General features: G+C 52.4%; 24 protein-coding genes and 1 riboswitch. Of the genes, 12 read left to right on the forward strand and 12 right to left on the reverse strand.

Translation table 11 applies throughout. The features are described 5' to 3' along the window. Nucleotides 1-13: 13 nt before the first annotated feature. From B9T62_RS33945 to B9T62_RS33955, 3 genes are read right to left on the reverse strand one after another with little or no spacing between them, the layout of a single operon-like run. Nucleotides 14-775, reverse strand: a complete 762-nt coding sequence (locus tag B9T62_RS33945) for an ABC transporter permease (RefSeq protein WP_087919282.1) — start codon at nucleotides 773-775, stop codon at nucleotides 14-16. Further along, nucleotides 772-1,065, reverse strand: a complete 294-nt coding sequence (locus tag B9T62_RS33950; protein ID WP_087919283.1) for a thiamine-binding protein — start codon at nucleotides 1,063-1,065, stop codon at nucleotides 772-774. Before B9T62_RS33950 ends, B9T62_RS33945 begins: the two co-directional genes overlap by 4 nt. 30 nt (nucleotides 1,066-1,095) lie before the next feature. Further along, a complete protein-coding gene (locus tag B9T62_RS33955; protein ID WP_087919284.1) occupies nucleotides 1,096-2,160 on the reverse strand; it encodes an ABC transporter substrate-binding protein in 1,065 nt (354 codons plus the stop codon). 178 nt (nucleotides 2,161-2,338) lie between these two features. Further along, nucleotides 2,339-2,450, reverse strand: a riboswitch (TPP riboswitch). On the opposite strand from B9T62_RS33955, the gene B9T62_RS33960 reads away from it, so the two are divergent. Beyond that, nucleotides 2,447-4,198 (forward strand): ATP-binding protein, encoded by a 1,752-nt coding sequence (locus tag B9T62_RS33960; RefSeq protein WP_087919285.1) that lies wholly within the window; start codon nucleotides 2,447-2,449, stop codon nucleotides 4,196-4,198. (Overlaps the previous riboswitch by 4 nt.) A gap of 28 nt (nucleotides 4,199-4,226) precedes the next feature. Here the strand turns inward: B9T62_RS33960 and B9T62_RS33965 are convergent, their stop codons facing one another. Further along, complete coding sequence (locus B9T62_RS33965) at nucleotides 4,227-5,678, reverse strand: hypothetical protein (protein ID WP_087919286.1); 1,452 nt, start codon at nucleotides 5,676-5,678, stop codon at nucleotides 4,227-4,229. A gap of 178 nt (nucleotides 5,679-5,856) precedes the next feature. Between B9T62_RS33965 and B9T62_RS33970 the strand changes: the two genes are divergently transcribed. From B9T62_RS33970 to B9T62_RS34010, 9 genes are all read left to right on the forward strand, one after another. Next, nucleotides 5,857-6,297: a pyridoxamine 5'-phosphate oxidase family protein gene (locus tag B9T62_RS33970; RefSeq protein ID WP_087919287.1), complete on the forward strand. Its 441-nt coding sequence runs from the start codon at nucleotides 5,857-5,859 to the stop codon at nucleotides 6,295-6,297. Between the two features lie 269 nt (nucleotides 6,298-6,566). Further along, nucleotides 6,567-7,241 carry a response regulator transcription factor gene (locus tag B9T62_RS33975; RefSeq protein ID WP_087919288.1) on the forward strand — a complete coding sequence of 225 codons (675 nt, stop codon included), beginning with the start codon at nucleotides 6,567-6,569 and terminating at the stop codon, nucleotides 7,239-7,241. A gap of 14 nt (nucleotides 7,242-7,255) precedes the next feature. Beyond that, nucleotides 7,256-8,662 (forward strand): sensor histidine kinase, encoded by a 1,407-nt coding sequence (locus B9T62_RS33980; RefSeq protein ID WP_169834474.1) that lies wholly within the window; start codon nucleotides 7,256-7,258, stop codon nucleotides 8,660-8,662. A 59-nt stretch (nucleotides 8,663-8,721) separates the two neighbouring features. Further along, complete coding sequence (locus B9T62_RS33985) at nucleotides 8,722-9,636, forward strand: ABC transporter ATP-binding protein (protein ID WP_087919290.1); 915 nt, start codon at nucleotides 8,722-8,724, stop codon at nucleotides 9,634-9,636. Next, nucleotides 9,633-10,349 carry an ABC transporter permease gene (locus tag B9T62_RS33990; protein WP_087919291.1) on the forward strand — a complete coding sequence of 239 codons (717 nt, stop codon included), beginning with the start codon at nucleotides 9,633-9,635 and terminating at the stop codon, nucleotides 10,347-10,349. The genes B9T62_RS33985 and B9T62_RS33990 overlap by 4 nt, the downstream gene beginning before the upstream one ends. A gap of 1 nt (nucleotide 10,350) precedes the next feature. Continuing rightward, on the forward strand, nucleotides 10,351-11,085 hold the full coding sequence (locus tag B9T62_RS33995; protein ID WP_087919292.1) for an ABC transporter permease: 735 nt from the start codon (nucleotides 10,351-10,353) through the stop codon (nucleotides 11,083-11,085). Between the two features lie 200 nt (nucleotides 11,086-11,285). Beyond that, complete coding sequence (locus tag B9T62_RS34000; protein WP_087919293.1) at nucleotides 11,286-11,651, forward strand: ArsR/SmtB family transcription factor; 366 nt, start codon at nucleotides 11,286-11,288, stop codon at nucleotides 11,649-11,651. A 263-nt stretch (nucleotides 11,652-11,914) separates the two neighbouring features. Then, nucleotides 11,915-12,421, forward strand: a complete 507-nt coding sequence (locus B9T62_RS34005; protein ID WP_087919294.1) for an SRPBCC domain-containing protein — start codon at nucleotides 11,915-11,917, stop codon at nucleotides 12,419-12,421. A 117-nt stretch (nucleotides 12,422-12,538) separates the two neighbouring features. Then, complete coding sequence (locus B9T62_RS34010) at nucleotides 12,539-13,249, forward strand: DUF421 domain-containing protein (protein WP_087919295.1); 711 nt, start codon at nucleotides 12,539-12,541, stop codon at nucleotides 13,247-13,249. Between the two features lie 85 nt (nucleotides 13,250-13,334). Here the strand turns inward: B9T62_RS34010 and B9T62_RS34015 are convergent, their stop codons facing one another. The 6 genes from B9T62_RS34015 to B9T62_RS34040 all read right to left on the reverse strand — a co-directional run bounded on the left by B9T62_RS34015 (nucleotide 13,335) and on the right by B9T62_RS34040 (nucleotide 20,740). Further along, nucleotides 13,335-15,272 (reverse strand): beta-glucoside-specific PTS transporter subunit IIABC, encoded by a 1,938-nt coding sequence (locus tag B9T62_RS34015; protein ID WP_087919296.1) that lies wholly within the window; start codon nucleotides 15,270-15,272, stop codon nucleotides 13,335-13,337. A gap of 234 nt (nucleotides 15,273-15,506) precedes the next feature. After that, on the reverse strand, nucleotides 15,507-16,337 hold the full coding sequence (licT, locus tag B9T62_RS34020; protein ID WP_087919297.1) for a BglG family transcription antiterminator LicT: 831 nt from the start codon (nucleotides 16,335-16,337) through the stop codon (nucleotides 15,507-15,509). Nucleotides 16,338-16,657: 320 nt separating this feature from the next. Beyond that, nucleotides 16,658-18,091: a 6-phospho-beta-glucosidase gene (gene ascB / locus B9T62_RS34025; protein WP_087919298.1), complete on the reverse strand. Its 1,434-nt coding sequence runs from the start codon at nucleotides 18,089-18,091 to the stop codon at nucleotides 16,658-16,660. A gap of 241 nt (nucleotides 18,092-18,332) precedes the next feature. Continuing rightward, nucleotides 18,333-19,094, reverse strand: coding sequence for a CPBP family intramembrane glutamic endopeptidase (locus B9T62_RS34030; RefSeq protein WP_087919299.1), 762 nt, complete (start codon nucleotides 19,092-19,094; stop codon nucleotides 18,333-18,335). Next, entirely contained in the window at nucleotides 19,075-19,620 is a 546-nt protein-coding gene (locus B9T62_RS34035; protein ID WP_169834476.1) for a PadR family transcriptional regulator, read from the reverse strand. The genes B9T62_RS34030 and B9T62_RS34035 overlap by 20 nt, the downstream gene beginning before the upstream one ends. A gap of 94 nt (nucleotides 19,621-19,714) precedes the next feature. Continuing rightward, complete coding sequence (locus B9T62_RS34040) at nucleotides 19,715-20,740, reverse strand: cation diffusion facilitator family transporter (protein ID WP_087919300.1); 1,026 nt, start codon at nucleotides 20,738-20,740, stop codon at nucleotides 19,715-19,717. Nucleotides 20,741-20,985: 245 nt separating this feature from the next. Here B9T62_RS34040 and B9T62_RS34045 point away from each other — a divergent pair, with 245 nt between their 5' ends. Then, nucleotides 20,986-23,262 carry a heavy metal translocating P-type ATPase gene (locus tag B9T62_RS34045; protein ID WP_087919301.1) on the forward strand — a complete coding sequence of 759 codons (2,277 nt, stop codon included), beginning with the start codon at nucleotides 20,986-20,988 and terminating at the stop codon, nucleotides 23,260-23,262. Nucleotides 23,263-23,378: 116 nt separating this feature from the next. On the opposite strand, the gene B9T62_RS34050 is transcribed toward B9T62_RS34045, so the two are convergent. Then, on the reverse strand, nucleotides 23,379-24,347 hold the full coding sequence (locus B9T62_RS34050; RefSeq protein WP_087919302.1) for an L-lactate dehydrogenase: 969 nt from the start codon (nucleotides 24,345-24,347) through the stop codon (nucleotides 23,379-23,381). A gap of 247 nt (nucleotides 24,348-24,594) precedes the next feature. Here B9T62_RS34050 and B9T62_RS34055 point away from each other — a divergent pair, with 247 nt between their 5' ends. Continuing rightward, a complete protein-coding gene (locus tag B9T62_RS34055) occupies nucleotides 24,595-25,605 on the forward strand; it encodes an NADP-dependent oxidoreductase (RefSeq protein WP_087919303.1) in 1,011 nt (336 codons plus the stop codon). A 200-nt stretch (nucleotides 25,606-25,805) separates the two neighbouring features. Here B9T62_RS34055 and B9T62_RS34060 read toward each other — a convergent pair whose 3' ends face one another. Then, nucleotides 25,806-26,312, reverse strand: a complete 507-nt coding sequence (locus B9T62_RS34060; protein ID WP_087919304.1) for a CcdC family protein — start codon at nucleotides 26,310-26,312, stop codon at nucleotides 25,806-25,808. Nucleotides 26,313-26,414 lie beyond the last annotated feature (102 nt).

Raw genomic sequence — 26,414 nt, forward strand, 5'->3', positions numbered from 1 at the left:
TACACCTTCCTTCCTATGAATTGCGGCGCGGTTTCCAGCGTACCAGCCATCGCTCCAGCAAGGCGATCAGGCCAAACAGCACGAGGCTGAGCAGTACAATAACCGTAATCGCCACGAACATCCGGTCTGTGCGGTAAGCGGACTTCTGCAGCAGCATATAATAACCGATCCCTTTGTCCGCGCCGATCCATTCGGCGACCACGGCGCCCATAACGGCGTAGGACGCCGATATCTTGATCCCGGAGAACATGCTTGGCAGGGAGTGGGGCAGCTCCAGCTTGGTGAAGATCTGCCACTTGCTGGCCCCGGCCATCTTCATGTAATTCATCATGACCCGGTCGCTCTGGGCAAGTCCGCCCATAGCCGCGACGGCAACCGGGAAGAAGCAGACGAGCGTAATCAGCACAATCTTGGGCAGCAGGCCGAAGCCGAACCAGATGACAAGCAGCGGGCCAAGCGCAATGGAAGGTACGTTCTGGCTTAGAATCAGCAGCGGATAGAACGCACGCCGTGCCCAGGGCAGCAGATGCAGCAGCAAGGCGACAAGCAGGCCGACGCCGGTTCCGATCGGGAATCCGATCAGAGTCAGACGCAGCGTAGCCAGCGTGTGATCCCACAGACCTGCCGCATTGCCGGTAGCTTCACGAAGAATGGCTCCCGGACTGGGCAGAATCCACTGCTCGACCTGAAACCAGCTTACTGCCAGCTGCCACACGGCCAAAAAGAAGATGACCGCCACAAAGGGCGGCCATATCAGCTTCCAATACGATCTCACGGCCGGTATTTCTCCGTCAGCTTGTCCATGCTGATGCCAGTCGGATTATGGGCGATCTTGATCTGCGAAATCACGCTGGGGCTGCCGGATTCAATCAGAGCCTCGTGCATTTGGCGTACCACTTCAAGCAGCTCGGTGAGCTCGCCTTCCATCGTGGTTTCCAGTGGATTGACCTGGTGTTTGACGCCCGATTTCTGAATAACCTCAATCGCTGTATCCACATAGGGGATGGAATCCTCGCCGTTTGGCGTCTTCGGAATGACCTGAATACTGAGCAGTGTGTTTGCCATAATTATCAATCCTCTCTGAGTGTGGGAATGTTACTTGCCTTCCGGCAGAAAATCATTCGTAAACGTACTTGTAGCGTCCAGAGGCTTATCCAGCAGCTTCAGACCATACATCCAGTCGGCGTAATTCTGCCAGACCTCGGCCTTCTGCTCGCCCCAACGCGGCGCATCGTCCTGGTATTTCGGGCTCAGCCATTTCTGGCTGGCGAGCACCAGCTCGGCGTCCAAGTCCGGCACAGCCTTGCTGAGCAGCGCGGCAGCTTCCTCCGGCTGGTCAATCGCATATTGATAGCCTTTGGAGGTAGCCTTCAGGAATGCCTTCACCAGCTCCGGATTCTCGGCAATCTGCTTCTCGCTGGTGGTCAGCACCGGAGTATAGTAATCCAGCTGCGGCGCATAATCCTTCAGGTAGAGCATATCGACCGGCTCACCGCGCAGCTCGGCTTCAATCCCGGTCCAGGCGTAGAAGATCCAGGCGAAGTCAATATCACGCTTCACGGCGGTGAAGTAGTCAGCTTCGCCGATATTGATCAGCTTCACCTTCTTGACGTCGCCGCCTTCCGGGTCCATGATCGCCTTCATGGCCGCTTCTTCGGCAGGGGAACCCCAGCCGCCATAGGTTTTGCCTTCGAAGTCCTTGGGAGACTTGATATTGCGGTCCTGCGGTGCGGCAAATCCTGAAGTATTATGCTGAATGATGGCGGCAATCGAGACCAGCGGCACGCCCTGAAGGCGGGCGAGGGTCAGACTCTCCTGGGCGCCGATGCCGAAAGCGGCTTCGCCCGAGGTCACCATGGTGTCTGCGCCTGCCGCGCCCGGCTGCACAATCTCTACATCCAATCCTTCTTCCGCGTAGTATCCCAGCTCTTTGGCTGCATAGAGGCCGGTGTGATTCGTGTTGGGCGTCCAGTCCAGAGCAATCTTGACCGGTGTCAGCTCCTTCGGCGCTTCTGTAGCCGCAGCGCCTGATTCAGGGCTGGCTTCCGGTGCGGCGCTCCCGGTTGGGCTGGCCGAATTCCCGTTATTACTGCCGCATCCCGCAATGGCGATGACCAGCAGACAGGCTAGGCATAACAGTAATGATTTTTTGACTCCCATCTGTTTCTTCTCTCCTTTAGTATTACCCATATAAACCCTATTCGCATATTTCCGCAATCGTTCTAGTGACTGTCCACCGGACGGAAGTTTTGCAGTGAAACTGAGTTTCTGCCGATACAAAAAGCGCCCCGGATCTCCGGGGCGCTGGTTTAGCGCATGAATAGTAAAGGTCAGAGGACCAGAACTAAATGGCGATTCCTACGCTGGCATTATCCAGATCAGGTGTAAGGGTCAGTATCTCTACGGGATACAATCTCAGCCGGCCAATTCCAGCACCCCTGGTTCTATGGGTTATCGGGTATTCTGCGTTCTTACGCTGTATTATAGCCGCCAGCCACCGGCTTGTCCAGCAGATTGGCCTAATTTAAATCACCCTCAAATTCCCGGCGAGTTTTGTCGAAGTGTTCCCATCCAGATTATACTCGGTCAGGAGCGTGAGGGGCATGCGCTGGCCGAATTCTCTGCGATGAACAATGAATTGATCAGTATGCACCGGCTGCTGGCTAAGAGCAATGCAGAGCTGCAGGCGCTCAAAGAAGAGGCGGAGCGGGCTAACAAGGCCAAAAGTCTGTTTCTGGCTATGGTCAGCCATGAGATCAGAACGCCAATGAACGGGATTATTGGAATGGCAGAACTGTTGGAGGCTTCCGAGGCTACCTCTGAGCAGCGGCAGCTGGTGGAGGTGATTCAGGAATCGACACAATATTTGCTGCGGAAGATTAATAATCTGCTGGATGTCTCCAAGATTGAAGCCGGCAAGATGAGGCTGGAGCAAACGCCTGTCCAGATCGGTACGTTGCTGGAGCATGTGCAGCAGCTTCTGTTACCCTCTGTCCGGAAGCAGGGCAATGCTTTGTACTGCCGGGTAGATGGGCAAATTGAGACCGAACTGAAGGGAGATGCCACGAAGATCCAGCAGGTATTGATTAATCTGCTCGGTAATGCAATTAAATTCACACGTGACGGCACGGTAGAGCTCAGGGTAAGACTTATAGAGGATCAACCCGCAAGTCAGCGGCTCCGTTTTGAAGTCATGGATACGGGAATTGGTATTTCCGTCGAGGCCACCCAGGGACTGTTCAAGCCCTACTCGCAGATTCAGTACGAGTCGGACAGTACTTCGGAAGGGACGGGTCTAGGCTTGTCCATCTGCAAGACGATGGTGGAGTTGATGGGTGGTCAGATCACGGTAGACAGCGAGTTGGGGCAAGGCTCATGCTTCTGGTTCGAATTGTTGCTGGAGAAGGTATCTGCGGCTGAGAGAAATCTGCAGGAGACGGAGAATAACGTTTCTGCAGCGGAATACAGCCCCCTGCCGATACTGATTGCGGAAGATCATCACCTGAATAGCGCGCTGCTCCAGCTGCAGCTGCAGAAGCTGGGAATTACCGATATTCACATTGTACGCAGTGGTCTGGAGGCTGTGGAGGCTTGGCGGCAGGGGACTTACGGTCTGATACTGATGGATAGCCGGCTGCCGGGACTGAACGGTCCCGAAGCTGCTGAGAGAATCCGCTTGCTGGAACAGTCCGAAGGACGGCTCCGGGTGCCAATCATTGCGGTTACAGGTGACGGTTCTTCCGCAGATGAGGAAAGTTCCCGGCGGGCCGGAATGGACGGCTGGGCGCTAAAGCCGGTGGGACTGGACAAGCTTAAACAGCTGCTGGATCAATGTTTCAAGAGCAAGCCGCGCGCTCCTGTCCTGTATGAAGAGACCCTTAGCGGCATCCTTGAACTGGATGAAGACGGGGAGCAGGGGCTGCTGCGCATGTTGCTGGAGATGTTCAAGACCGATACCCTGGCAAGAATCACCGCACTGGAGGAAGCCATCGGCAACATGGATGCTCTTGCCAGCGAGGGCACTGCCCATAGCATCAAGTCAGGCAGTCTGGGCATCGGGGCACAATATTTGGCGTCCTTGTGTGAACGGATTGAGCATGCCGCCAGAGCCGGTGATCTGGCTGCGGCGGCAGCGGTTCTGCCCCAGCTTGCCCCGGCTCATGAGGAAGCCTGCAAGGAGCTGGATAAGCTGGTTTGAACGATGGGATCATAAGCTGTACTCCCTCTCAGTCGTGATATTTGAATTTCCTGCGCCGTCGGTTCTTGACTCCCGTCCACAGCTCCCTAACCGTCAGCACCAGGCTGACCATAATCCCGCTGAAGGTCAGGAATAAGGCCAAGTATTCAAACGGCGAATATTCCAGCAGTTTGCTCCAGTCAATCGGACTCTTCAGGTCCTCGATCACCTGGTTCATGCCATAGATTCCGCTTACCACGGTAAATACGGTTAGGATCATCAGCAGTGTATCCCTGCGTTTGGCCTGGTATTTGTCTTGGTATTGGAACAGGTCGTTCAAGGTCTGCTTCACTTCTCCGAAGAGGGCGTCATTTCCGTACACTTTACGCAACTGGAAGAAGATCTCCCGTCCCTGCGACTGGGAGATCAGCTCCAGGAAATAGAATTTGGCCGAGAACTTATTGATCGAGAAGATCAGATTCTCAATTTCATCTACATCATGGTTGATGCGCAGCCGGGAATGTATATTGGCCAGCTTGAGCAGTACGATTTTGTGGAAAAGGCTTAGCAGCAGCCCGTAATAATATTCACCGTACATTTGATTGGCCAGCTTGACCGCGATCTGTGGTTCGGCTTGGCTGAGGCAGCAGAAGGTCTGCTCATTGGTCATGTAATAGGTATCCGGTCCCCAGCGGCTGTAGCAGTGCTCCTGACAATATTGCTCAATATATTCAGGGTCGCTGGCACTTGTATAAGGATCGCCTCTCAGATTCAGGCCGTCCAGTTGGGAAGCACGGTAGCGCAGCTCGCTGCTGATTGCTTCCCTATCCTCCTGCGGCTTGAACCCGTAGAAGGCCTGAACCTGCATTCTTTCATCCACAAAAAAAGGCAGCGTCTCAAAGTATGCCCCGTTCAGCTCTGCCTGGTCCATATAATCCTCCAGACCGCTTGCCAGATGTTTGAAGACGAAGTCTTCAATCTGATCAAAGCTCTGTTCTCCAAAGTTGATTCTAGTATACTCATCCTGAGTCGAAGTATCCTGCAGCGTGCGGAAACGATCGGCGAATTCAACGGCGACGCTGAACGGCAGTTCCTCCTCTTCAAGCTGCACCCGGATTGTCAGAAAGGCAAGCTGGAATGGCAAAACAAACACATCTGTCGAGAGTACCCGGAAGCGGACGGTTTGGTGTGCCATCGTCAGGGTACATTCCAGGTCGTTGACTATGGAGAAGCGGCGGAAGGAGTCTTCATCCTTCTCGCGCGGAAACAGTACATGGGCCGCAAACGGGAGGTAGGTCCGTTCCATCTTTTCGTGGGATACACAATATCCCTTTCCGTAATAAGCATCCTCCAGCGTTGTGTTATCCAGAAAAAACCTTGTAAACCCATTGCCTTCGAGCTTGCGGATCAGCTCATGGGTCTCTTCCTGCTTCACGGAGAAGGGGAAGATAAACTGCAGGAGTGCGGTGTGCAGTTGCGGTTCGGAGGAAAGCTCACTCATTTCACTTCATCCACCTTTATCCTGACGATTGAATACTACATTAATTACCCTATTCCCTCTGTGCCAACACTTAGCTGCGGATCATAAGTTTGTGGAGTTGTCCCGGATTCAATACGGTACTGACGGGCACACTATAATTAGTACAGCCTATTTGATCTAGAGAGGAGTTCATTCGTCAATGGATAACAAACAGCTGGAGCAAACAATCATTAAGGCGCTGGATGACAACAAGTTCGGTTCCTTCGGTACCATTGAAGCCGGGAACAAACCAAAGGTTCGGTATATGGCAGTCTTTCATGACGGACTAAATATATATCTGGCAACCAATCGCAAGACCCATAAGGTAGAAGAGCTGAAGGATAATCCGAACGCCTTCCTGCTGCTTGGCTATGAAGCCGGCGGAGGCAAGAATGTGCTGGAAATCGAGGCTACGGTGGACATCACCAAGGATGAAACCCTGCGTTCCAAGCTATGGAACAAGGAGCTGGAGAAATGGTTCAAAGGCCCGGATGACCCGGATTATGTCATTCTGGAGCTGACGCCAACACGGATTGAATATGAAGGCAAAGATCATAAACACGAGGTTTGGGAACCTGCAGGAGCGGCCTCTGGCAAATAAAGAGCGATGAATCTGGAAGCAGACAACCTTATTCAGAAAAAGTCAGCCGGGCCCATGGGGCCGCGGCCGGCTTTTTTTTGGGCTGGACAGCCGACTCGTCTCTACTTGAACATACAGATGTTTCTAGCAGCTATAACTCTAGTGAAACATGATATAATAACTTAACATTTGATCTGATATCCCCGGGTGCGGCCATGAGCTTTGGCTTCCCGGGGATTTTTGGAAGGCAGGCCAGGAGATAACGGATACATAAGGAGAGAGGAACAGGCATGAGCATTACACTGTTATATGTAGAGGATGATCAGGACATTGGACAGGTGGTATCCGGTGATTTGCGGGACCGGAATTATACTGTCCGCTGGCTGCAGAGCGGAGAACGAGCGCTGGAGGAGGCAGAGGGAGTGCAGCTGGTGATACTGGACGTGATGCTGCCGGGACTCGACGGATTTACGGTCGGGCAGCGGCTGAAGCGGGCTTATCCCCAGCTGCCTATTCTGATGCTCTCGGCAAGATCGTCCATTGATGACAAGCTGCAGGGCTTGGAGTTTGCAGACGACTATTTGACGAAGCCCTTCCATCCGGATGAGCTGGCTGCGCGGATTGAAGTGCTGCTCAGACGGGCGGGAACGGGTGTTACACAGGCGCTGGCGCTCAAGCATCTCATGGTCCATGAAGGGGATAACCGGATTATCAGGGTGGACACAGGGGAAGAGATTATGCTTACCGGCAAGCAGTTTCAGATCTTCACGTATCTGCTGCGCCATCTCGGACAGATTATGACCAAAGAGCAGATCTACGAATCCGTCTGGGGTGAGGCTTATATGGAGGGAGACAAGACGCTGATGGTACATATCCGTTATTTGCGCGAGAAGCTGGAGCTTGATCCTGCGGTACCGGAGATTATTGAAACCGTCCGGGGCATCGGCTACCGGATCAGGGCATGAGCAAGGGACGTTTGATGAGCAAGATAAGCAGTTCTCTCTTGTCCCGGTACGCCATTATTGTTATAGGAGCCTTGTTGTTTATCCCGGTGGTGTTTCCCTTAACGATGCTTGGCGCAATCCTGTTCGCCAATATGAACGACAAGGAGCAGGTCGCTGAAGTCACGCCTTATGATAATATATCGAGGCTGGAGAAGATATGGCATCTGGAAGCTCTGCAGCTGGAGGGAGCGGACGCTGATGAAATTGATCAACGGCTTATTGAACTAAGCGCCGAATACAGCCGGGCCAGCCTGTTCTGGGTAGATGAAGCGGGCACAACCCGCTTAACTGTCGGCAACGATTCGCCTGGCAGCAGTATGCCCATTCCCAGTCACTGGGATGCCGCTGAAGCGATTTCTTTTATGAAAAGCAGTATGAATCGCGACCCATTGGCAATTATGGCCTTTATCGGAGACCGGGCTGATGCCGGGCAAGGGTTTATGGCGATGCAGATTCCTTCAGCTATCCTCACATTAAACAGCCCTCGGAGTCTCAGCGCCTGGTATAGCATGGTGGTGGTGCTGCTGTTTTTTATCGGATTCGTTACGGTATCCTTATTGTTCTTCATTGGCATCCGCAAGCGCCTGCTGCGGCTGCAGACCGCAATGACCGTGGTTGAGCCGGGAGGAATCCCTGCGCCCATAGACAGAGGCAAGTCCGATGAGATCGGACGGCTGGAGGAAGCCTTCAATACGATGACAGTCAGACTGGAGAGCAGCAGACGTAGGGAAATAGAGGAGGAGGAGCTGCGCAAGCGTCTGGTGGCGAATCTGTCCCATGACCTGCGGACGCCGATGACTGTACTCCGCAGCCATATCCATGTCATTACCAAGGAGGAGCTTAGCGAGCAGGGCAGGGCTTCCCTGAAGCTGATGGATGAACGGATCGCCGACCTCAGTGTGCTGATCGAGAACCTCTTGTCATACAATCTGCTGAACAGCGGACGGATTACGCTGAAGCGGGAGCGGAAGGATGTGCTGCGGCTGCTGCGGGAGAGTGCAGCAGCCTGGTATCCTGTCTGGGAGAAGGAGGGCTTCGAAATCGATATTCGTCTCACGGCCGAGCCGCTGTACTGGCAGGTGGATGAAGTCTGGTTCCGCCGCATTCTTGACAACCTCTATCAGAATATCGTCCGTCACGCCGGCAGCGGTTTGTATGTGGGGCTATATACAGGAATCAGTTATGGACACCGGGCGGTGATTATCATGGACCGCGGCAAGGGCATTGGCAGCCATTCGGAGGCGAAGGGTGCCGGCCTGGGCTTGTCCATTGTCGATCTGCTGCTTAAGCAGATGGACCTGGACTGGAAGGTGGACAGCACCAAGCAGGGGACCTCGATTATTCTTTTTGACCCCCGGCCTGAGAATTTAAACAAAATTTAACCTTCGTGCTTGCCGTGTTTTAACCTTGGGGCGTTATGCTTGGTTACGAGGTGAAGGACATGAACGAAACAACCATAATCAAAACATCCAATCTGGTAAAGAGATACCGTGGCCGGGCTGCGGTGGAGAACTTGAATCTGAATATCACCAAGGGAGAGATATACGGCTTTCTTGGCCCCAACGGTGCGGGCAAAACAACGACGATCCGCATGCTGCTTGGGCTGATTACCCCCACTTCCGGCAATATCGAGGTGTTCGGGCAGAATCTGCGGAAGAACAAGCTGCAGATTCTGCGCAAGGTAGGTTCGCTTGTCGAATCACCTTCCTATTATGGACATCTGAGCGCTGTGGATAATCTTGAAGTGATTCGCCGTATTCTGGACGCGCCCAAATCCAGAATCCCTGAGGTGCTGCGTATTGTTTCGCTTATGGGTGAAGAGAAACGGCCGGTGAAGGGCTTCTCCCTGGGGATGAAGCAGCGGCTGGGCATCGCGGCTGCGCTGCTCGGCAATCCCGAATTGCTGATTCTGGATGAGCCGACGAACGGACTGGACCCCTCCGGTATTCAGGAGATCCGCAGCCTGATTAAGAGCCTTCCGGGAGAACAGGGGATTACCGTTATGGTCTCCAGTCACCTGCTCAGTGAAATTGAGCAGATGGCCGGGACCGTGGGTATTATCCGCCAGGGCCAGATGGTCTATCAGGATTCGATCGTCAATCTGCAGCAGCAGGCTGCAGGAGAGATGAGGCTGGCGGTATCTGAACCGGAAGCGGCAATGTTCCTTGCGAACCGCCGGGGCTGCGAAGGGGTACTGCAGGATGGCAGACTGGTGGTGTCCAGAATGAGTGATGCCCGGGTGGCCCTGCTGGTCAAGGAACTGGTGGAGAATGGGCATGCCATCTACCGGGTGGAGGAACGCAGACAATCGCTGGAGGATTTCTTCCTGCAGGTGGTTGGGAGAGAGCAGTCATGATGGGCCGGGTGCTGTCCAGCGACTGGCTGAAGATCCGTGGCAAAGGGCTGTGGTTCCTGGTCTTCCTGGGACCGATAGGACTCTTGGCGATGCAGGGGCTGAACTTCGGGATCCGCTATGATTACTTGACTGAGCAATATAAAGCTGATTTGTGGGGTGGACTTCTGGCTAATTTGGCTGACTTCGTGCCTGTAGCCCTCTGTCTTGGAGGGACGCTCATCTGCTCTATGCTGGCAAATGTGGAGCATGAGATGAATTCCTGGAAGCAGCTGCTCGCCTTGCCGGTCTCGCGGACCATGGTATTCTTGTCCAAGCTGCTGCTCTGCCTGCTGCTTGTTGCTGTATCCTGCCTGCTGCTCTCAGCAGGAACGGTGGTTCTGGGAATGATTCTGGGCTTCCCGCTTGAAGAATTACCTTATGCGGATGTACTGCGGATCGGCTTCGGCTCTTATGCCGGAGCGCTGCCGGTGATCACGCTGCAGCTGTGGCTGTCCTTGTCCAGCCGCAACCAGACACTGCCGGTTTCACTGGGTATTACATTGTCCATAGGAAGCATGTTCGCCATGTTTATGTCAGAGTTCTTTCCGTTAAGCTGGCCTTCTCTGGCCTGGTCGGCTCCCAATCCGCTTACGTTCATAGGTGCGGGGCTGATGGCTGGTATATTGGTGCTGGTTCCCGGGGCCATTCATTTCGCCAGAAAGGATGTGGCTTAAGATGGGGTACTTCTGGAGAATGTTATCGGCGGAACGTCTTAAGATGTCGAAGTCTTACATCTGGCTGCTCGTTATCGGCAGTCCGTTGATTGCCGTGGTTCCCGGCTTGCTTAGTCAGGTAGATGGAGACATGGGCATGTGGGAGCTGCTGCAGAGCGTGATGTCCGTGATTCATTCCATGCTGTTCCTGCCTATACTGTCTGGTATATTTGCGGCTCTGGTCTGCCGCTATGAGCACCAGGACGGCGGCTGGAAGATGCTGCTTGCTCTTCCCGTTACCCGGGGAGCGGTGTATCTGTCTAAATTTGTGATTGTTATCGCGCTGCTGGCCGCTGTGCAGCTGGCCTTTCTGGGAGTGTTGCTTGGTGTAGGGTTCGCGCGCGATGCTGGTCCGGTGCCATGGGGAGGCCTGCTGACCAGCGTCTTCGGCGGCTGGTTCGCCTGTCTGCCGCTGGCCGCACTGCAGCTGGCAGTCTCTCAGGGCTGGAGCAGCTTCGGCGCTCCACTGGCACTTAACGTCAGCTTAACGATTCCCAATATGCTAATTGCCAACTCTGCGACCTATGGCCCTTATTATCCCTGGGTGCAGCCTATGCTGGCCATGTCTCCTTACGGAGGGGAAGAGAGCTTCGGAGCCTTTAATCTGCCCATGGAGACCTTGATGATCGTCGTGCTGGGCAGCCTGGTTCTCTTCTTGGCAGCAGGACTGTTCTCCTTCCGGCGCAAGGCGGTTTAGGCTTGGCTGATCGCTGGCTTGTTGCTGATAGTGGCGCTACGGAAGTGTCGCCTACTTCGGAACGCCTGACGCTGCCGCATGGACATCCGTAGCTGTTTTTCTTATAATGTTAGTTAAGATGAAGTTCACGTTCCACATTGATTATAAGTGAAATAGCGATAACAGCCGGACATCCGGCGTGTTATGGAGGAGGCGGGAGCTTGGAGCCAGCAGCCATTGAAGAATGTGATCAGACTTGTAAAGGTTCGGAGCTGGAAGCTGAATCTATTGCCCTGATCTTGCCGGAGCGGGAAATCACGGATAAGATGGCCGAGATGTTCAAGGCACTGGGAGATCCGACTCGGGTAAGGCTGATTTATGCGCTGTCCCAGCGGGAGCTGTGCGTGCATGATCTGTCGGTCATCCTGGACATGGGGCAGTCTGCCGTGTCCCATCAGCTCCGCTACCTGCGGAACCTGAGAATTGTGAAACGCCGCAAAGAAGGCAAGACGGTATATTATTCCCTGAATGATGCGCATGTCGAGCAGATCTTCCTGCAGACGCACGAGCATATCCGTCATGAATAACATAACTGTACACGATCAACAGCAAGCCCCCTTTGTAGAGGAGGCTTGCTGTTTTTTTGAAATTGCCAGCGTAAAAAAGCTTATCTGAATCACAAATATTTCTTGAAAGGATTATTCCGTTTGAGGTATATTACCTGAAAGCACTCAATGCTTGGCTTGAAGCCTATCGGAAGATTTGGACTGAACGCTTCGACAATCTGGAAGACTACCTGCGACAACTGCAATCCAAAGAAGACGAACTATAATTTCAGGAGGGATTTTGAATGTCCAAAATGATTTCCAGAGTAGAAGGCCAAGAACTGATTCTTGAACGGGTGTTCGATGCACCGCGCGAGCTTGTATTCAAAGTCTTCTCCGAGGCCGAGCATCTGAAGCAGTGGTGGGGTCCCCGCGGCTGGACGGTCCCCGTCTGCAGCGTTGATCTTCGTCCGGGCGGCATTTGGCATTACTGTATGAAGTGTGTCGATGAGAAGCAGGGGGATTTCTTTGGAATGGAGTCCTGGGGCAAAGGGGTATACCATGAAATCATTGATGGGGAGAAAATCGTCTACACCGATTACTTCTCGGATGCCGAAGGCAACACAGTGGAAGGCATGCCGTCCGCGCTGGTTACGATGCTCTTTGAAGAATACGACGGGAAAACGAAGCTGGTAAGCCGGTCGAAATATGACTCCGCCGAAGCACTCAAAACGGTCATGGATATGGGGATGGAACAAGGGATTACCGAAACCTGGGACCGCCTTGAAGAGCATTTGCAGTCGGTTCAGTAATCAGATCATAAGAACCATGGGGGCTGTCCCAAAAGCCATATACTGGCTGGGGCAGCCTCTTTTTGTGCGGGTTTCTTTTGAATCCGTTTGGAAATAATGGGGGGAGGAGGCATGAAAATGAACTATGTAGAAATTCTGATGAGGACAATTCTCGCGGTGGGGCTGCTGCTGCTCATTCCCCGAATCCTCGGAAAGCAGACCCTTTCCAATATGACGTCTAACGATTTCGTGACCAGCATTACGCTGGGCTCCCTGGCGGCGAATCTGGCATTTAACATCAGCCTGAAATCCTCTTACCTTGTTCTCTCTCTGGTAGTGATCACAGCTACCTCTTTTGTACTCTCTCTGATCGCCCTCAAAAGCCGCAAAATGCGAAGCTGGATCTCCGGCTCCCCCACTGTTCTGATCGAAAACGGCAAAATCCTGGAAGCCAACATGCGGAAGATCCACTATACGCTGGATTCACTGGACCAGGCGCTGAGGGAGAAGGAGATTTTTAATATCGAAGAGGTCGATTATGCTGTTCTTGAAGATAACGGTCAGCTCTCTGTTCTGAAGAAGGAAGCATACCAACTCGTAACCAAGCAAGATATGGGGCTTCTTCTGCATGCGCAGGCTTTCCCTGTGGAGCTGATTATGGACGGTAAGCTGGTGGAGAAGAATCTGAAGCTGCACGGACTGACCCGGGAGTGGTTGGAGAAGGAGCTAAAGCACAAAGCGAAGGGGAAGACGCTGTCTGACGTATTCTATGCAGTGAGGGGCACGCAGCAGCAGCTAGTGTTTGATTTCTATGAGGATGGGATACAACAGCCGCTGGATCAGGAATGATCTCATTACTAAAAAGGCGGTGAAGGGGAGTCCCCTTACACCGCCTTCCCGAAAATATAAGAATTCATATGTTGCACGCTATTAATTATCCTTCTATTTCACGCAGAAACGGATGCCGTTCAACTTCGGCCTCTGCTTCGCTCTCTTCACCCACAATTCTAAGCAGTTCTTCTTGCTCTTGCACTTGTCCTTGTACAAGCGGAAGGACGTCTGCATAGTCCATCGTATTGGTCACGATTATGGGAGTAACGGTTGGATAGCCGGCTGCCCGTATCTGATCAACATCGAACTCCAGCAGCAGTTGGCCAGCAGCGACACGGTCGCCTTCCTTCACATGCGAAGTGAAGTACTCACCATTCAGCTTCACTGTATCGATACCAACATGCACCAGAATCTCCGCTCCCTGATCCGAGACAACGGCCAGTGCATGCTTTTTCTTGAATGCTACCGTAACGGTTCCGTCGAACGGAGCCACTACACGTCCTGCGGAAGGCTCAATGGCGATTCCTTTGCCCATTGCTTCAGAGGCAAAAGCCGGATCAGGTACTTCGGATAAGGGAACGACCTGACCACTTAATGGGCTAAGTGCTTTTTCACTGATCCGACCAGCGCCTGCGTTCTGCTTATTGCCCGCAGTAACGGAGGCAGTGCTGTCCGCGTTCTCGACCTCTTCCACCGGGTCCTTAAAGCCCAGTGTATAGGCCAGAATTGCGGAGATCAGGAACGAAGCGGTAATCCCCATGATCAGTCCAGGGAAGCCTTCACCGCCCGGACCGTAGAAGATTGGCAGCGTCAGCAGCCCTGGAGCCCCGGAGGCAAAGGCTTGTGTGCCTGCTTGTCCAATAATGGCCCCGCCAACTGTCCCGCCGATAATGCCCGCGATGAACGGACGCTTGAGCGGAAGCGTTACCCCGTATACTGCCGGTTCGGTAATTCCGAACAGGGCAGCCAGTGTCGCCGAGCCCGCGAGTGTTTTCAGCTTTTTGTTTTTCGTTCTCAGCATCACCCCAAAGGCTGCACCTGTCTGTGCGAAGACAGATGCGGTAGCCGCTGGCTTGATTCCATCTTTGCCGTATACAGCAATGTTATTAATGAAGATCGGTACAAGACCCCAGTGAACACCGAAAATGACGAGCACCTGCCAGGATGCCCCCAGGATTGCCCCGGCCAGCAAAGGACTGAAGGAGAATGCAGCGAGCAGCACATCTGCAATGCCATTACCTACATAGACACCGAACGGTCCGAACACTATTAAGGTAAGCGGTACCATGATGACTAGTGAAATAAGCGGTGTGATAAAGTTCTTGACACTTTCATGAATCAGACGGTTGCACATCTTCTCCAGATAGCTCATGACGATTACGGACAAAATGATGGGTATGACCGTTGAGGAGTAACTCATCATCACGACAGGAATGCCGAAGAAATGTGTTTCGATTCCATCCGTCTTCAATAGAAGAATGCTCGGATACAGCAGCGCACCGGCTATAGTCATAGCTGTAAACATGCTGCCGCCGAACTTTCTGGCGGTGGTCACCGCGAGCAGCAGAGGCAAGAAGTAGAACAGGGCGTCTGCAGCGGCATACAGGATAATATAGGTCGTATCCGTCTTCTGGAGCCATTCGAAGTTGCTGGCGATCAGCAGGATCCCCTTCAGAATACCCGCACCGGCCATGACACCGAGCAAAGGTGCGAATATGCTGGAGATGACATCAATGAGACTGCCGATCCCTTTTTTGCCTCCCTCGACTTTCTCCTTCGCGTTCGAATCTTTAAGAATACCGGACACTTTTCCAATGGCATTATAGACTTCAGGAACGGTATTGCCGACGACAACCTGCAACTGCCCACCGCTCTCCTTGACAATAATGACACCATCCGTTTTCTCCAGGGCCGCCTTGTCAGCTTTGCTGTTATCCTTCAGCGTAAAGCGCAGCCGTGTGGCACAGTGGATGAGTGATACTACATTTTTCTCTCCGCCGACGCCCTGTACAATTTCTTTGGCTATTTTCTCGTAACTCATTGCTGGACACCTCCATTATTAATTAAAAAAGTTAATTTTTGGATTGATTAGGCAATAAAAAAACCCAAGTCGTAAGAATAGTTGAGTGTTTAACCCACTACTTCAAACGACCTAGGTTTTGCCTGCATAACCAGTAACAATCCCAAATGGATGTTATTAAATTTTATTGATTTCATAATATAACGCTTTCATCGAGATGTCAACGGATTCATTAACTTTGTATGCATTTATTGCTCAGCGGTTTACGACACGCTCGATATGCACGGTTAGATACAACATTTCTTCATTGGTCAGCTTGTGGCCATATTCCTTCTCCACATAGATGTTGATTTTCTCTGTGCAGGCCGCAGATTCCGGATGCTTCTCCTTAATCATCATGAACAGCGAATCGTAGTTATCCTCGTAATGGGTTCCCTTAAGTACACGCTGAGCAAAAAACTTCAGGTGGGTAATAAAGCGAAAATAGCTCAGGGAGTCCTCATCGAATTCAGTCCGGAAATGATATTTGACGATGTTGATAATCCGCTGGATGAATCGTGTGATATCGATCGTCGTATTCATTTCCCCATTGATCTCGGCATTGATGATATGAATCGCAATAAAGGCAGCCTCGTCCTCGGGCAGTTCAACATTCAGCTTCTGTTTAATTTGCTCCAGCATTTTCAGGCCGATCTTGAACTCTTCCTTGTAGAGCTGTCTAGTTTCCCACAGTAGAGCATTCTTGATGATGATCCCCTTCTGATGCCGCTCCAGCGCAAAGTTAATATGATCGGTCAATGAGAGGTAGATGTTCTCATTCAGCAGTTTCCCAAGATTCTGCTTCGCATACTGAATGATCTCCTCCACAATGACAATCAGCTCGGTAGGGACCTCGCGCAGCAGCATCTTGAAGTTGTCGGAGGTCTGCTTATTCTTGAGCGCAAAGACTTTTTCAATCCTGCTCTCGTCTACCGGGTCACCCGGTTTTTTCTTAAATGCAATACCTCTTCCCATAATGACCAGCTCGGTCTTATCCTCCTGGTAGACGCTGATTACGTTGTTGTTAATGACCTTGGCTATTTTCATCTAAACACCCCCATTCGTAATGACAATAAAAAAAACCAAAGCGCGACAAACTCATACAGAGCCCCTGAGGCTCTGAGCTTTATCGTCTTAGGTTTTGCCTGCATGACCAGTAACAATCCTGTCAACTATAGAACGTGAACTTAGGAATGTTAATTCGGCCAACTCCACCGTTTCATTCTTAAGTTCATCTTATAATATTAAATTCAGTGTAGCGGGTGACCCTATGGTTGTCAACGCTTTCAACGAAGCCAAAAAAGAGAAGCCCTGAATCATCAGGACTTCACCGGGGAATGTCTAATTTGGAGCTGATTGTCGTCAGGCTATAGATTCGCGCCACCTAATTGAATCACTTGCTGGTACCAGGCAAAGCTCTTTTTCTTGATCCGCTTCAGAGTGCCTTGACCTGCGTTATCTCTGTCTACATAAATATAGCCGTAGCGCTTGCTCATCTCACCGGAGGATGCACTGACAATGTCAATGGGTCCCCAGCTGGTATAGCCTAGAATTTCGACACCATCCTGAATCGCTTCTCCCAGCTCTGCGAGGTGCCGCTTCAGATAATCGATCCGGTAGTCGTCGTTGATGTCCCCGTCAGAGGTAAGCTCATCGTACGCGCCGAAGCCGTTCTCCACTACGAACAGCGGCTTCTGGTAGCGATCATGCAGCTGATTAGCCGTGATGCGCATCCCCTTCGGATCGATGGTCCAGCCCCAATCGGATTTGCTGAGGTAAGGGTTCGCAATCGAGCCGAAGACATTACCACTCGTCATGTTTTTCTGCACTTCAGGGTCTGTGCTCGTCGTCCGGCTGGAATAGTAGCTGAAGCCGATGTAATCGACGGTGTTCTGCTTCAGGAGCTCTGCGTCCTGCGGCTCCATGACAATATCGAGGTTATGATCACGGAAGAATCGTTTGGCGTACCCCGGGTATTCACCACGAGATTGAACGTCAATGAAGAAGTACGATTCCCGGTCCTTCTCCATCCCCTGGTATACATCCTCCGGGTCGCAGGTATACGGATAGAAGCTGCCGGCTGCCAGCATACAGCCAATTTTGGCATCCGCGATCAGTTCATGGCAGGTCTTCACAGCCCAGGCACTCGCCACTAGCTGATGATGTGCCGCTTGGTACTGAATCTGCTTGATATTCTCTCCTTCCTTGAACACCAGGCCTGCGCCCAAAAACGGCAGATGCAGCAGCATGTTAATTTCATTGAAGGTCATCCAGTACTTCACTTTGTCTTTGTAGCGCTTCAGCACGGTCTCCGAATAGGTCTTGAATAGATCTACCATTTTGCGACTTCTCCAGCTACCATACTTCTCGATCAGGGCTACCGGGACGTCGAAATGGGCGAGCGTCACGACCGGCTGAATGTTATGCTTCAGCAACTCGTCGAATAGGTCGTCGTAGAATTGCAGCCCGGCCTCGTTCGGTACAACATCTTCACCGGTCGGATAGATCCGGGCCCACGAAATCGAGACGCGCAGCGCCTTAAAGCCCATCTCGGCAAAAAGTGCGACATCCTCCTTATAGCGGTGGTAGAAATCAATCGCCTCGTGGGAAGGGTAGAATTCGCCTTCCAGCGGAGTGAGCGAAGAGATATCGCCCTTCATAAAACCCCTTCTCTTCTCACCCGATGGAAGCAAATCTACCGAGGTCAGTCCTTTGCCGCCTTCAGTGTAGGCGCCTTCTGCTTGATTTGCGGCAATCGCGCCGCCCCATAAGAAATTATCCGGAAATTTGAAATTTGCCATGCTCATTCTCCTTTCAAAGTGAGGAATCTGCGGAACCCCGGCACGAAAAAACAAAAAACCTGAACACTCCAGCTGCATGGTTATGCAAGCGGAGTATTCAGGTTATGCCCGAATGGTAACATCCCTAGAATTCCTATTCATGATAAAGTAATACACTTCATTACAAAACTTTAACAAGGATTGCTTGCGATGTCAATCCGGGGTCGCTGGCTGTATCGAGACAACGAGTCACAAGTCCAGTTCAACTTACGCGGCTGAGCGGTGCATCAATTACCGGCTTCTTGAACGACAGGGATAGCCATACGACCTGCGCAGCAAGGAATACCAGGATCACAACGTCTACTGCCAGGTAGGAGCTGGTATTGTCATTGCCGACAAACTGGATCAGGTTATGTAGGAAGTGGAACAGAATTAGCGGAATAATATTGCGGTTCTTCACCATCAAGAGAGCGAGCACCGCGCCGATCAGCAAGGCGTACACAATCTGGAGCACCGTCTCAGCCGCATTCTGGCCGGAGAGGGCATTCAGTACATGCGTAACAGAGAACAGCAAGCTTGAGGTGATCACCGCAGTCTTGACGCCTTTGCCAAGAAGAGTATGCAGAATCAATCCGCGATAGAGGCTCTCTTCCACGAAGGCGACCAACAGGGTGAAGCCAAGATAGAAGAGGATTTCGGACAGGCTGACAGGGCGGAAGCCCTTGAAGCAGATGGTTACCAGAATTACGACCAGCGGCGCATAATAGACCCAGTTGGCTCTGGGAATGCTGCCGAGAGAACGGAAGCCCAGTGTGCCCCATTTCTGCCGGAGCGTGAAGTAGATGATCAGTACCAGGGCAATGGGAATAAAGGAGATCAGAACAGGTGAATTGCTGCTTAGCTCTTTAAGGGTAGCATAGGTTCCGGCAGCGGAAACGGCCAGGAGTAGAAGCAGTTCAATAATGACAACAGCCCAGACAGGGTGTTTGGTTGAGAAGCTCTCGTTAGTTCTGTGGTTCGACATGGTTTAGGTTCTTCCTCTCTTTGATATCAGTAAGCCACTGCTTCTCCATCTGGACATGACTCAGTCCGTATGCCAGCACAGACACGCGGTAATAATAATTCTCCGGATGCTCAATCTCTGCAAGCTCCCCGGTGACGATACCTTTAACCACCTCAAGGGTGCGGATCTCATGCTCCAGCTTGAACAGGTATTCCTCGAGCAGGCGCTGACGGGGTTCTTCATCCAGATAATCGAAGAAAAAAATACGGATTAGCTGCTCGTTGCGTGCCGCCTGTAGAGGGCCGGACAGCCAAGTCAGAAATGCTTCACGCCCGCTGGGAAGCAGGGTGTAGAGCTTCTTGTTCTTGCTGTCGTCGGTCTCATTCAAGGAGACCAGCTCCTTCTCGGCCAGCCGCTTAAGCGCAGGATAGAGGCTGCCGAAGCTAGCCTTGTAGAAGATGCCAACAGAGCTGTCGATCGTCTTCTTCAAATCGTATCCGCTCATCGTTCCTTCCATCAGCATTCCTAGGATAATATTCTCAAGCACGGTTTCACCATCCTTATCAATGTATCCGTTCGATATATCGATTAGCTATATTTGTATGATGCCATCATTTCCCTCTGTTGTCAACAATCAAAATTTAAACTTTCAAAAGACCATGCTGCAGCTCAGAGGTTTCAACCTGAATGGTGGCGTGGGAAAGATTGAACCGCTGCTCCAGCAGCGACACCGACTGCTGCAGAATATGCTGGGCATTGGGCTTGTCTTCAACCAGCAGATGGCAGGATATCGCATTGAGGCCTGAGGTAATGGTCCAGATATGCAGGTCATGGACATCCAGTACACCTTCAAGCTCAAGCAGCGCCGCCTTGACTCTTGCAGCATTGATATTGCCGGGTGTTCCTTCCATAAGAATATGAAAAGCGTGCTTCACCACTCCCCAGGCACTTCTGAGGATCAGCAGAGCGACCAGAACACTGATGATCGGATCAGCCGCATACCAGCCGGACAAGGCCATAATCAGCCCGGCAAGAATTGCTCCGACCGAACCGAGTGCATCGCCGATAATATGAAGATAGGCGCTGCGGACATTCAGATTATCCTTTACATCGCTTTTGCGCATTAACATCCAGGCGCTGACCAGATTGGCGAGCAGGCCTATTGCAGCAATAATCATCATCGAACCGCTGGCTACCGCCGGAGGTTCCGCAAAGCGCTGGATTGCTTCCCAGATGATGAATCCGGCAATAACGAACAGTGTAACCCCGTTAAACAATGCCGCGAGTACCTCGAAGCGGTAGAAGCCATAGGTGTTCTTCACAGAGGCCGGCTTCACAGCGAAGATCATCGCCACTAGGCTGAGTGCAAGCGACCCGGTGTCGCTGAGCATGTGGCCGGAGTCGGACAGCAGCGCCAGACTGTTCGTAATTAATCCGCCGAAGAATTCCAGGAACATGATCCCGCCTGTGATCAAGAGGGCAATCAGCAGGCCCTTCTTATTATTGGGGGCATGAGAATGACCGTGATGGCCGTGCCCGTGATGATCGTGTCCATCATTGCTGCTTGCGTGTTCGGGATGATCATGCCCATGGCTGCTGCCAGTGTGTTGGTGTTCTTCGTGGTCATGGCCCTCGTGGTCGTGGTGGCTATGAGAATATGTAGTCATTGGTATTGCTCCCTTCATAACATATGAATGATTGCTCATATGTTTATATTAACTTCCTGAACAGGCAATTACAAGTACCAATGTGGCAGCTTATATCAAGTGAACTTCAACAATATAGTTTCTGAAATTAAAGCTGCGGTTATCCATAAATGGATTGACACTTAAAGAAAAAGAGGAATATAATATGATAAAGTCAACACATGAACAAGTGCTCATATATAGTTTCATCAAGGGAGCTGAGTAGTTTGAGTAGCTTAGAAGGACAAGTGAAAAGTCAATGGATACTCGATGGTTTGGATTGTGCAAATTGTGCGAGAAAGATTGAAGACAAAGTAACCAAGATTGAAGGCGTATCGGCATGTTCGGTCAATTTCGTAACCAAGACGCTTACCATGGAAACCTCGGAGGATTATGCCGAATCTGCGGCAGCCCAGGCACAGCGCGCCGTAACTGCCCTGGAGCCGGGGGTGAAGCTGAGAAAGAAACCGTCGGCAAGCCGTCCGCAGCCGCTGCGAGCTGCTTCCAATCCTGCAGTGCATGAAGATGTGCACCCTCACATGCATCAGGATACTGAGGGATGTGAAGGGCAGCCTGATGCCCACGATCACGGTCATGAACACGCGCATATGCATGATCACGGGGATGGCCATTCTCATGAGCATGGGGAAGGCAGTGCGCGTAACATTCTGCTGCGTCTGGCTGGCGGCGGGATACTCGCAGGCGCCGGAATGCTGCTGCCGGTCAGCGGCCTGGCGGAGCTGCTGCTCTTCCTGGCCGCCTACGTAATTGTGGGCGGCGAAGTGGTCTGGCGGGCTTTGCGCAACATTGTACGCGGACAGGTGTTTGATGAGAATTTCCTGATGGCACTGGCTACAATAGGCGCTTTTGCAATAGGAGAGTACCCGGAAGGTGTTGCGGTTATGCTCTTCTATCAGATTGGGGAGCTGTTCCAGGGGATGGCAGTCAACCGTTCCCGCCGTTCGATTACGGCGCTGATGGATATCCGTCCTGAATTTGCCAACCTCAAGCAAGGAGAAGACCTCAGAAAGGTCTCGCCTGAAGAGGTGGCAATCGGCGATATCATTATAGTAAAGCCAGGTGAGAAGGTGCCGCTGGACGGTGTGATCCTGGAGGGCAAGGCCATGATGGATACATCGGCACTCACCGGGGAGTCGGTGCCGCGTGCAGCGGAGCCAGGCAGCAAGGTGCTCAGCGGCTTTATTAACCGCAACGGTGTGATTACAGTTGAGGTTACCCAGACCTTCGGGGAATCGGCAGTATCCAAGATCCTCGAGCTGGTCCAGAATGCTTCGGCCAACAAAGCCAAGACCGAGAATTTCATCACCAAGTTTGCCCGTGCCTATACCCCGGTTGTAGTCATCACAGCGGTATTGCTGGCTGTGCTGCCTCCATTGCTGCTTAGCGGAGCCACCTTCACCGACTGGATCTACCGGGCACTTGTCTTTCTGGTAATCTCGTGCCCTTGCGCACTGGTGGTTTCAATTCCGCTTGGCTTCTTCGGAGGAATCGGAGCGGCGTCCAAGAACGGTATCCTGATTAAAGGCAGCAATTACCTGGAAGCACTGAATGATGTGAAGATTGTAGTCTTCGATAAGACCGGTACATTGACCAAAGGGAAGTTTGAAGTAGCTGGCCTCTATCCTTCGGAAGGCACGGCAGAGAATGAGCTGCTGCGGATCGCAGCATATGCTGAGAGCCACTCCAACCATCCGATAGCCGATTCGATCCGCACGGCGTATGCCAAGAACATCCCGCAGGATGCAGCCACGGGATACAATGAAATATCCGGCCATGGCATTGAAGTGACCGTGGACGGACAGACCGTCTATGCCGGGAACGCGCGGCTGATGGAACGCGAAGGCATTGCTTACGCAGCGCCTGGGAAGCTGGGCACCATAGTCCATGTGGCCGTGGGGAAGCAATACCTTGGCCACCTGGTAATTGCCGATGAGGTGAAGGAGGATTCACAGCGGACCATCCAGTCCCTGAAGGCGATTGGCATCCGCAAGACAGTTATGCTGACAGGAGATGCCACTTCCGTAGGCGAGGATGTCGGCAAGCAGCTGGGGATCGATGAAGTGTTTGGCGACTTGCTGCCGCAGCATAAGGTCGAGGCGATTGAACGTCTGGAAGCTGAGAAGCAGCCGCGTGAGAAGATTGTATTTGTCGGCGACGGCATCAATGACACTCCGGTGCTGGCGAGAGCCGACGTCGGGATTGCCATGGGCGGACTGGGATCAGACGCTGCTATTGAAGCGGCCGATATCGTCATTATGACCGATGAGCCGTCGAAGATTGCCACGGCGATCGGGATTGCCAAGCGCACACGCAGGATTGTCTGGCAGAATATTCTGTTTGCGCTGGGTGTGAAGGCTATCTTCCTGCTGTTGGGCGCGTTCGGAATTGCGACCATGTGGGAAGCGGTATTCTCTGATGTGGGGGTAACCGTCCTGGCGGTGCTGAACAGCATCCGCGCCTTAAAGGTTCCGGGCCAGGCATAAATGCCTCTGAATCCGCGCGGCAGCAGGCAAGTGGTTATAGTCCAGCACACAAAAAACCAGCAAGTTCCGTCAACCGGAGGCTTGCTGGTTTTTGATATGGGTTGGTCTATTACCGATTATTCCGTTATTCGTTCCGCCAGTTGCAGTCTGTCGATCCCGGCACGGATGATGCTGCAGGACGCATTAAACTTCTCCGCTTCCTCGCTGCTCAGGTTCAGCTCCAGCAGCTCCTTGATTCCATCTCTGCCGATGATGGCGGGCACGCCTGCGCATACTCCGTCCAGCCCGTATTCGCCCTCCAGGATCGCAGAGACGGCGATAATCTTGTGCTCGTCATTGAGGATGGCGCGGGTAATGTACGCCAGGGCGCTGCCAATGCCGAAATGCGTTGAGCCCTTGCGTGTGAATATCTCCCATCCGGCATCCTTGGTCTTGCGGGCAATATCCTCCAGATCCAGCTGGCTGAAGCGCTCACGGTGCTGCTCCATAATCTGCAGGATCGGCTTGCCGCCGATGGTTACATGCGACCAGGCCACGAACTGGGACTCGCCATGCTCGCCGAGGGCATAGCCGTTTACGCTGCGCGGATCGATGGAGAACACATCCGACAGCAGCGTCTTAAGACGCGAGGAGTCAATGGAGGTACCCGTACCGATCACGCGGTGCCGGGGCAGCCCGGATATTTTCCAAACCATATAAGTGACAATATCCACCGGATTCGCGGCAATGACGAAGATTCCGTCGAACCCACTGGCCATAATATTGGTGACAATCTCTTGAGTAATCACCGCGGCATCATCCAGCACATCCAGACGGGTCTGCCCCGGTTTCGGATTGGCTCCGGCAGTCAGAACAATGACGTCCATTCCGGCGCAGTCATTGAATGTTCCCGCGTATACTTTGGTGCGTGATCCAGTGAAGTCCATACAGTGGGAAAGATCAAGCGCCTGAGCCATCGCCCGGTCATAAGTGCGGTCAATCATCATAATCTCATCGCATATCGCCTGGTTAACCATGGAATAAGCGCAGCTGGAACCAACCATACCGGAGCCTACGATTGCCACTTTTCTCGATTTACTTTTCAATTGCCTTATCCCCGCTCTCTGAGAGTTATACCCGGACTGCTTCGCTCAGCGGCACAGAGGCAGCGGCAGCCTGCAGTCAGGTATGCTTATATTCTAACGTATCCAGCCGTAAGTTACCTGACATGGATTCCAGAAAATCAATCGGGAGCTCTCGTATTTCGCCACAAATTCCATGAAGAGTCAGCTTCAAAAGCGGCGGATTGGTTATACCATTAACGTATGCAAAATTTTGCAGGAGGAATGTTACATGTCAATGAACCGTAAAATTATTTTGGACTCCAGACCGCAGGGAATGCCGGAACCCCGGAATTTCGCATTTCAAGAAGAACCGGCGACTGCTCCGGCGGCAGGTGAGGTGCTGGTGAAGACATTGTATGTTTCTGTAGATCCCTATATGCGCGGGCGGATGAACGCCGGTAAATCCTATGCCAAGCCTTATGAAGTAGGCGGAGTTATGGGCGGAGGAGCCGTCGGACAGGTGGTCGAATCTGCTGCTGATTCTTTCTCCAAGGGAGATATCGTCAGCGGTGGCTGGGGCTGGCAGACCCTGGCGGTAGTTGGGGCCGCTTCACTGCGCCCCATAGACCGTGAACTTGCGCCTATTTCAACGGCTCTGGGCGTGCTTGGCATGACCGGGCTGACCGCGTATTTCGGATTGCTTGCTATCGGGGACCCGCAGCCGGGAGAAACCGTGGTAGTATCCGGCGCGGGCGGCGCAGTTGGCATGATTGTAGCCCAACTGGCCAAGATCAAGGGCGCGCGTGTTGTGGGTATCTCCGGCTCCGAGCTGAAGAACAGCTATCTGAAGCAGGAGTTGGGTGTGGATGCAGTCGTCAATTATAAGACGGATGAGCTGGAGGAGGCGTTGGAAGCGGCCTGCCCGGACGGAGTGGATGTGTATTTCGATAATGTCGGCGGCGAGATCTCCGATGCAGTCCTGCGGAGGATCAACAAAAATGCCCGTATCCCCATCTGCGGCCAAATTTCGCTCTACAACCTGAAGCAGTCTGATCAAGGTCCAAGGGTGCAAAGTATTTTGTTAACCAATACAGCCCTGATGAAGGGATTTCTGGTAGGCGATTATGCCAAGGACTCTCCGCAAGCGCTGAAGGAGCTGGCCGGCTGGTTGCAGGAAGGCAAGCTGAAGCATGCCGAGAATATCATTGAAGGATTTGAGCGGATTCCGGAGGCTTTTCTTGGTTTGTTCAGCGGTGATAATCTTGGCAAACAGCTGGTGAAGGTAGCGGAAGTGGAATAGAATTGCGATATATAAGGCCAATAGCCCGCTTCTTCTTGCGTATGCGCAGGAGAAGCGGGTTTTTAAATATAAGAATTTATATGTTGCATGTCATAAATTATCCTTCTATTTCCCGCAGAAACGGATGCCGCCTCTTACAGAGGACGCCGAAGTAGTTTCTTCTTGTTTGTAGGGATAAAAAGGAATGCATAGCCCGGACCTTAAGTCCGGGGCTGGGGAAGTGGAGCCTGGGGCGGAACCATAGCGGTGTATCTTTTATACATAAACCATCTCCAGTGTACAATCATCCCGAAGGCCAGAATGAAGAACAGACCGCCGGATTGCGGCACCGACACATAACGGTTGATGACCTCATGCAGCAGCGTGCGCACCAGGAGCAGTCCAAGCAGGATAAAAGCGAAGCTTTTGGAGCGCTGGGCATAGACATGTCCGTCTTTGTGTTCAAACTTGGTACTGCGGATCAGCGGATATGCAAAAATAAACCAGCCTACAAGGAAAGCCAGGGCGGCCCACCAAAGTGGAAAACGGACCTCGGGAACCACAAACATGGCGAAGCCGGTGGACATGCCTAACGGCGGAATCCAGATTTTGCGGATAGTTACGGGACGGGCACTTGCTTTCAGGCGGATAAAAATCACCATCAGTGCCATAAACACCGCTCCCACAGTGGAGCCGATATGCAATAACGAGGGGTTGATGTTACCCATAATTCACGACCTCTCTGTGATTTAAGTCACTTACTTTCTTCATTATAACAGAAAAGGAATGGCAAAACATCGCGGGTGGGGGGCGGGCGGACGGTGGAATCG

This window comes from Paenibacillus donghaensis, assembly GCF_002192415.1.
Taxonomy (GTDB): Bacteria; Bacillota; Bacilli; order Paenibacillales; family Paenibacillaceae; genus Paenibacillus_AQ; species Paenibacillus_AQ donghaensis.

Coding starts and splice junctions, on each gene's coding strand:
- B9T62_RS33965 (WP_087919286.1), bottom strand. CDS start 5,678: ATGAGTGAGCTTTCCTCCGAACCGCAACTGCACACCGCACTCCTGCAG.
- B9T62_RS33980 (WP_169834474.1), top strand. CDS start 7,256: ATGAGCAAGATAAGCAGTTCTCTCTTGTCCCGGTACGCCATTATTGTT.
- B9T62_RS34010 (WP_087919295.1), top strand. CDS start 12,539: ATGAACTATGTAGAAATTCTGATGAGGACAATTCTCGCGGTGGGGCTG.
- B9T62_RS33990 (WP_087919291.1), top strand. CDS start 9,633: ATGATGGGCCGGGTGCTGTCCAGCGACTGGCTGAAGATCCGTGGCAAA.
- B9T62_RS33975 (WP_087919288.1), top strand. CDS start 6,567: ATGAGCATTACACTGTTATATGTAGAGGATGATCAGGACATTGGACAG.
- B9T62_RS34015 (WP_087919296.1), bottom strand. CDS start 15,272: ATGAGTTACGAGAAAATAGCCAAAGAAATTGTACAGGGCGTCGGCGGA.
- B9T62_RS34060 (WP_087919304.1), bottom strand. CDS start 26,312: ATGGGTAACATCAACCCCTCGTTATTGCATATCGGCTCCACTGTGGGA.
- B9T62_RS33950 (WP_087919283.1), bottom strand. CDS start 1,065: ATGGCAAACACACTGCTCAGTATTCAGGTCATTCCGAAGACGCCAAAC.
- ascB (WP_087919298.1), bottom strand. CDS start 18,091: ATGGCAAATTTCAAATTTCCGGATAATTTCTTATGGGGCGGCGCGATT.
- licT (WP_087919297.1), bottom strand. CDS start 16,337: ATGAAAATAGCCAAGGTCATTAACAACAACGTAATCAGCGTCTACCAG.
- B9T62_RS34005 (WP_087919294.1), top strand. CDS start 11,915: ATGTCCAAAATGATTTCCAGAGTAGAAGGCCAAGAACTGATTCTTGAA.
- B9T62_RS34040 (WP_087919300.1), bottom strand. CDS start 20,740: ATGACTACATATTCTCATAGCCACCACGACCACGAGGGCCATGACCAC.
- B9T62_RS34030 (WP_087919299.1), bottom strand. CDS start 19,094: ATGTCGAACCACAGAACTAACGAGAGCTTCTCAACCAAACACCCTGTC.
- B9T62_RS33955 (WP_087919284.1), bottom strand. CDS start 2,160: ATGGGAGTCAAAAAATCATTACTGTTATGCCTAGCCTGTCTGCTGGTC.
- B9T62_RS33960 (WP_087919285.1), top strand. CDS start 2,447: ATGGGTTATCGGGTATTCTGCGTTCTTACGCTGTATTATAGCCGCCAG.
- B9T62_RS33995 (WP_087919292.1), top strand. CDS start 10,351: ATGGGGTACTTCTGGAGAATGTTATCGGCGGAACGTCTTAAGATGTCG.
- B9T62_RS34055 (WP_087919303.1), top strand. CDS start 24,595: ATGTCAATGAACCGTAAAATTATTTTGGACTCCAGACCGCAGGGAATG.
- B9T62_RS33985 (WP_087919290.1), top strand. CDS start 8,722: ATGAACGAAACAACCATAATCAAAACATCCAATCTGGTAAAGAGATAC.
- B9T62_RS33970 (WP_087919287.1), top strand. CDS start 5,857: ATGGATAACAAACAGCTGGAGCAAACAATCATTAAGGCGCTGGATGAC.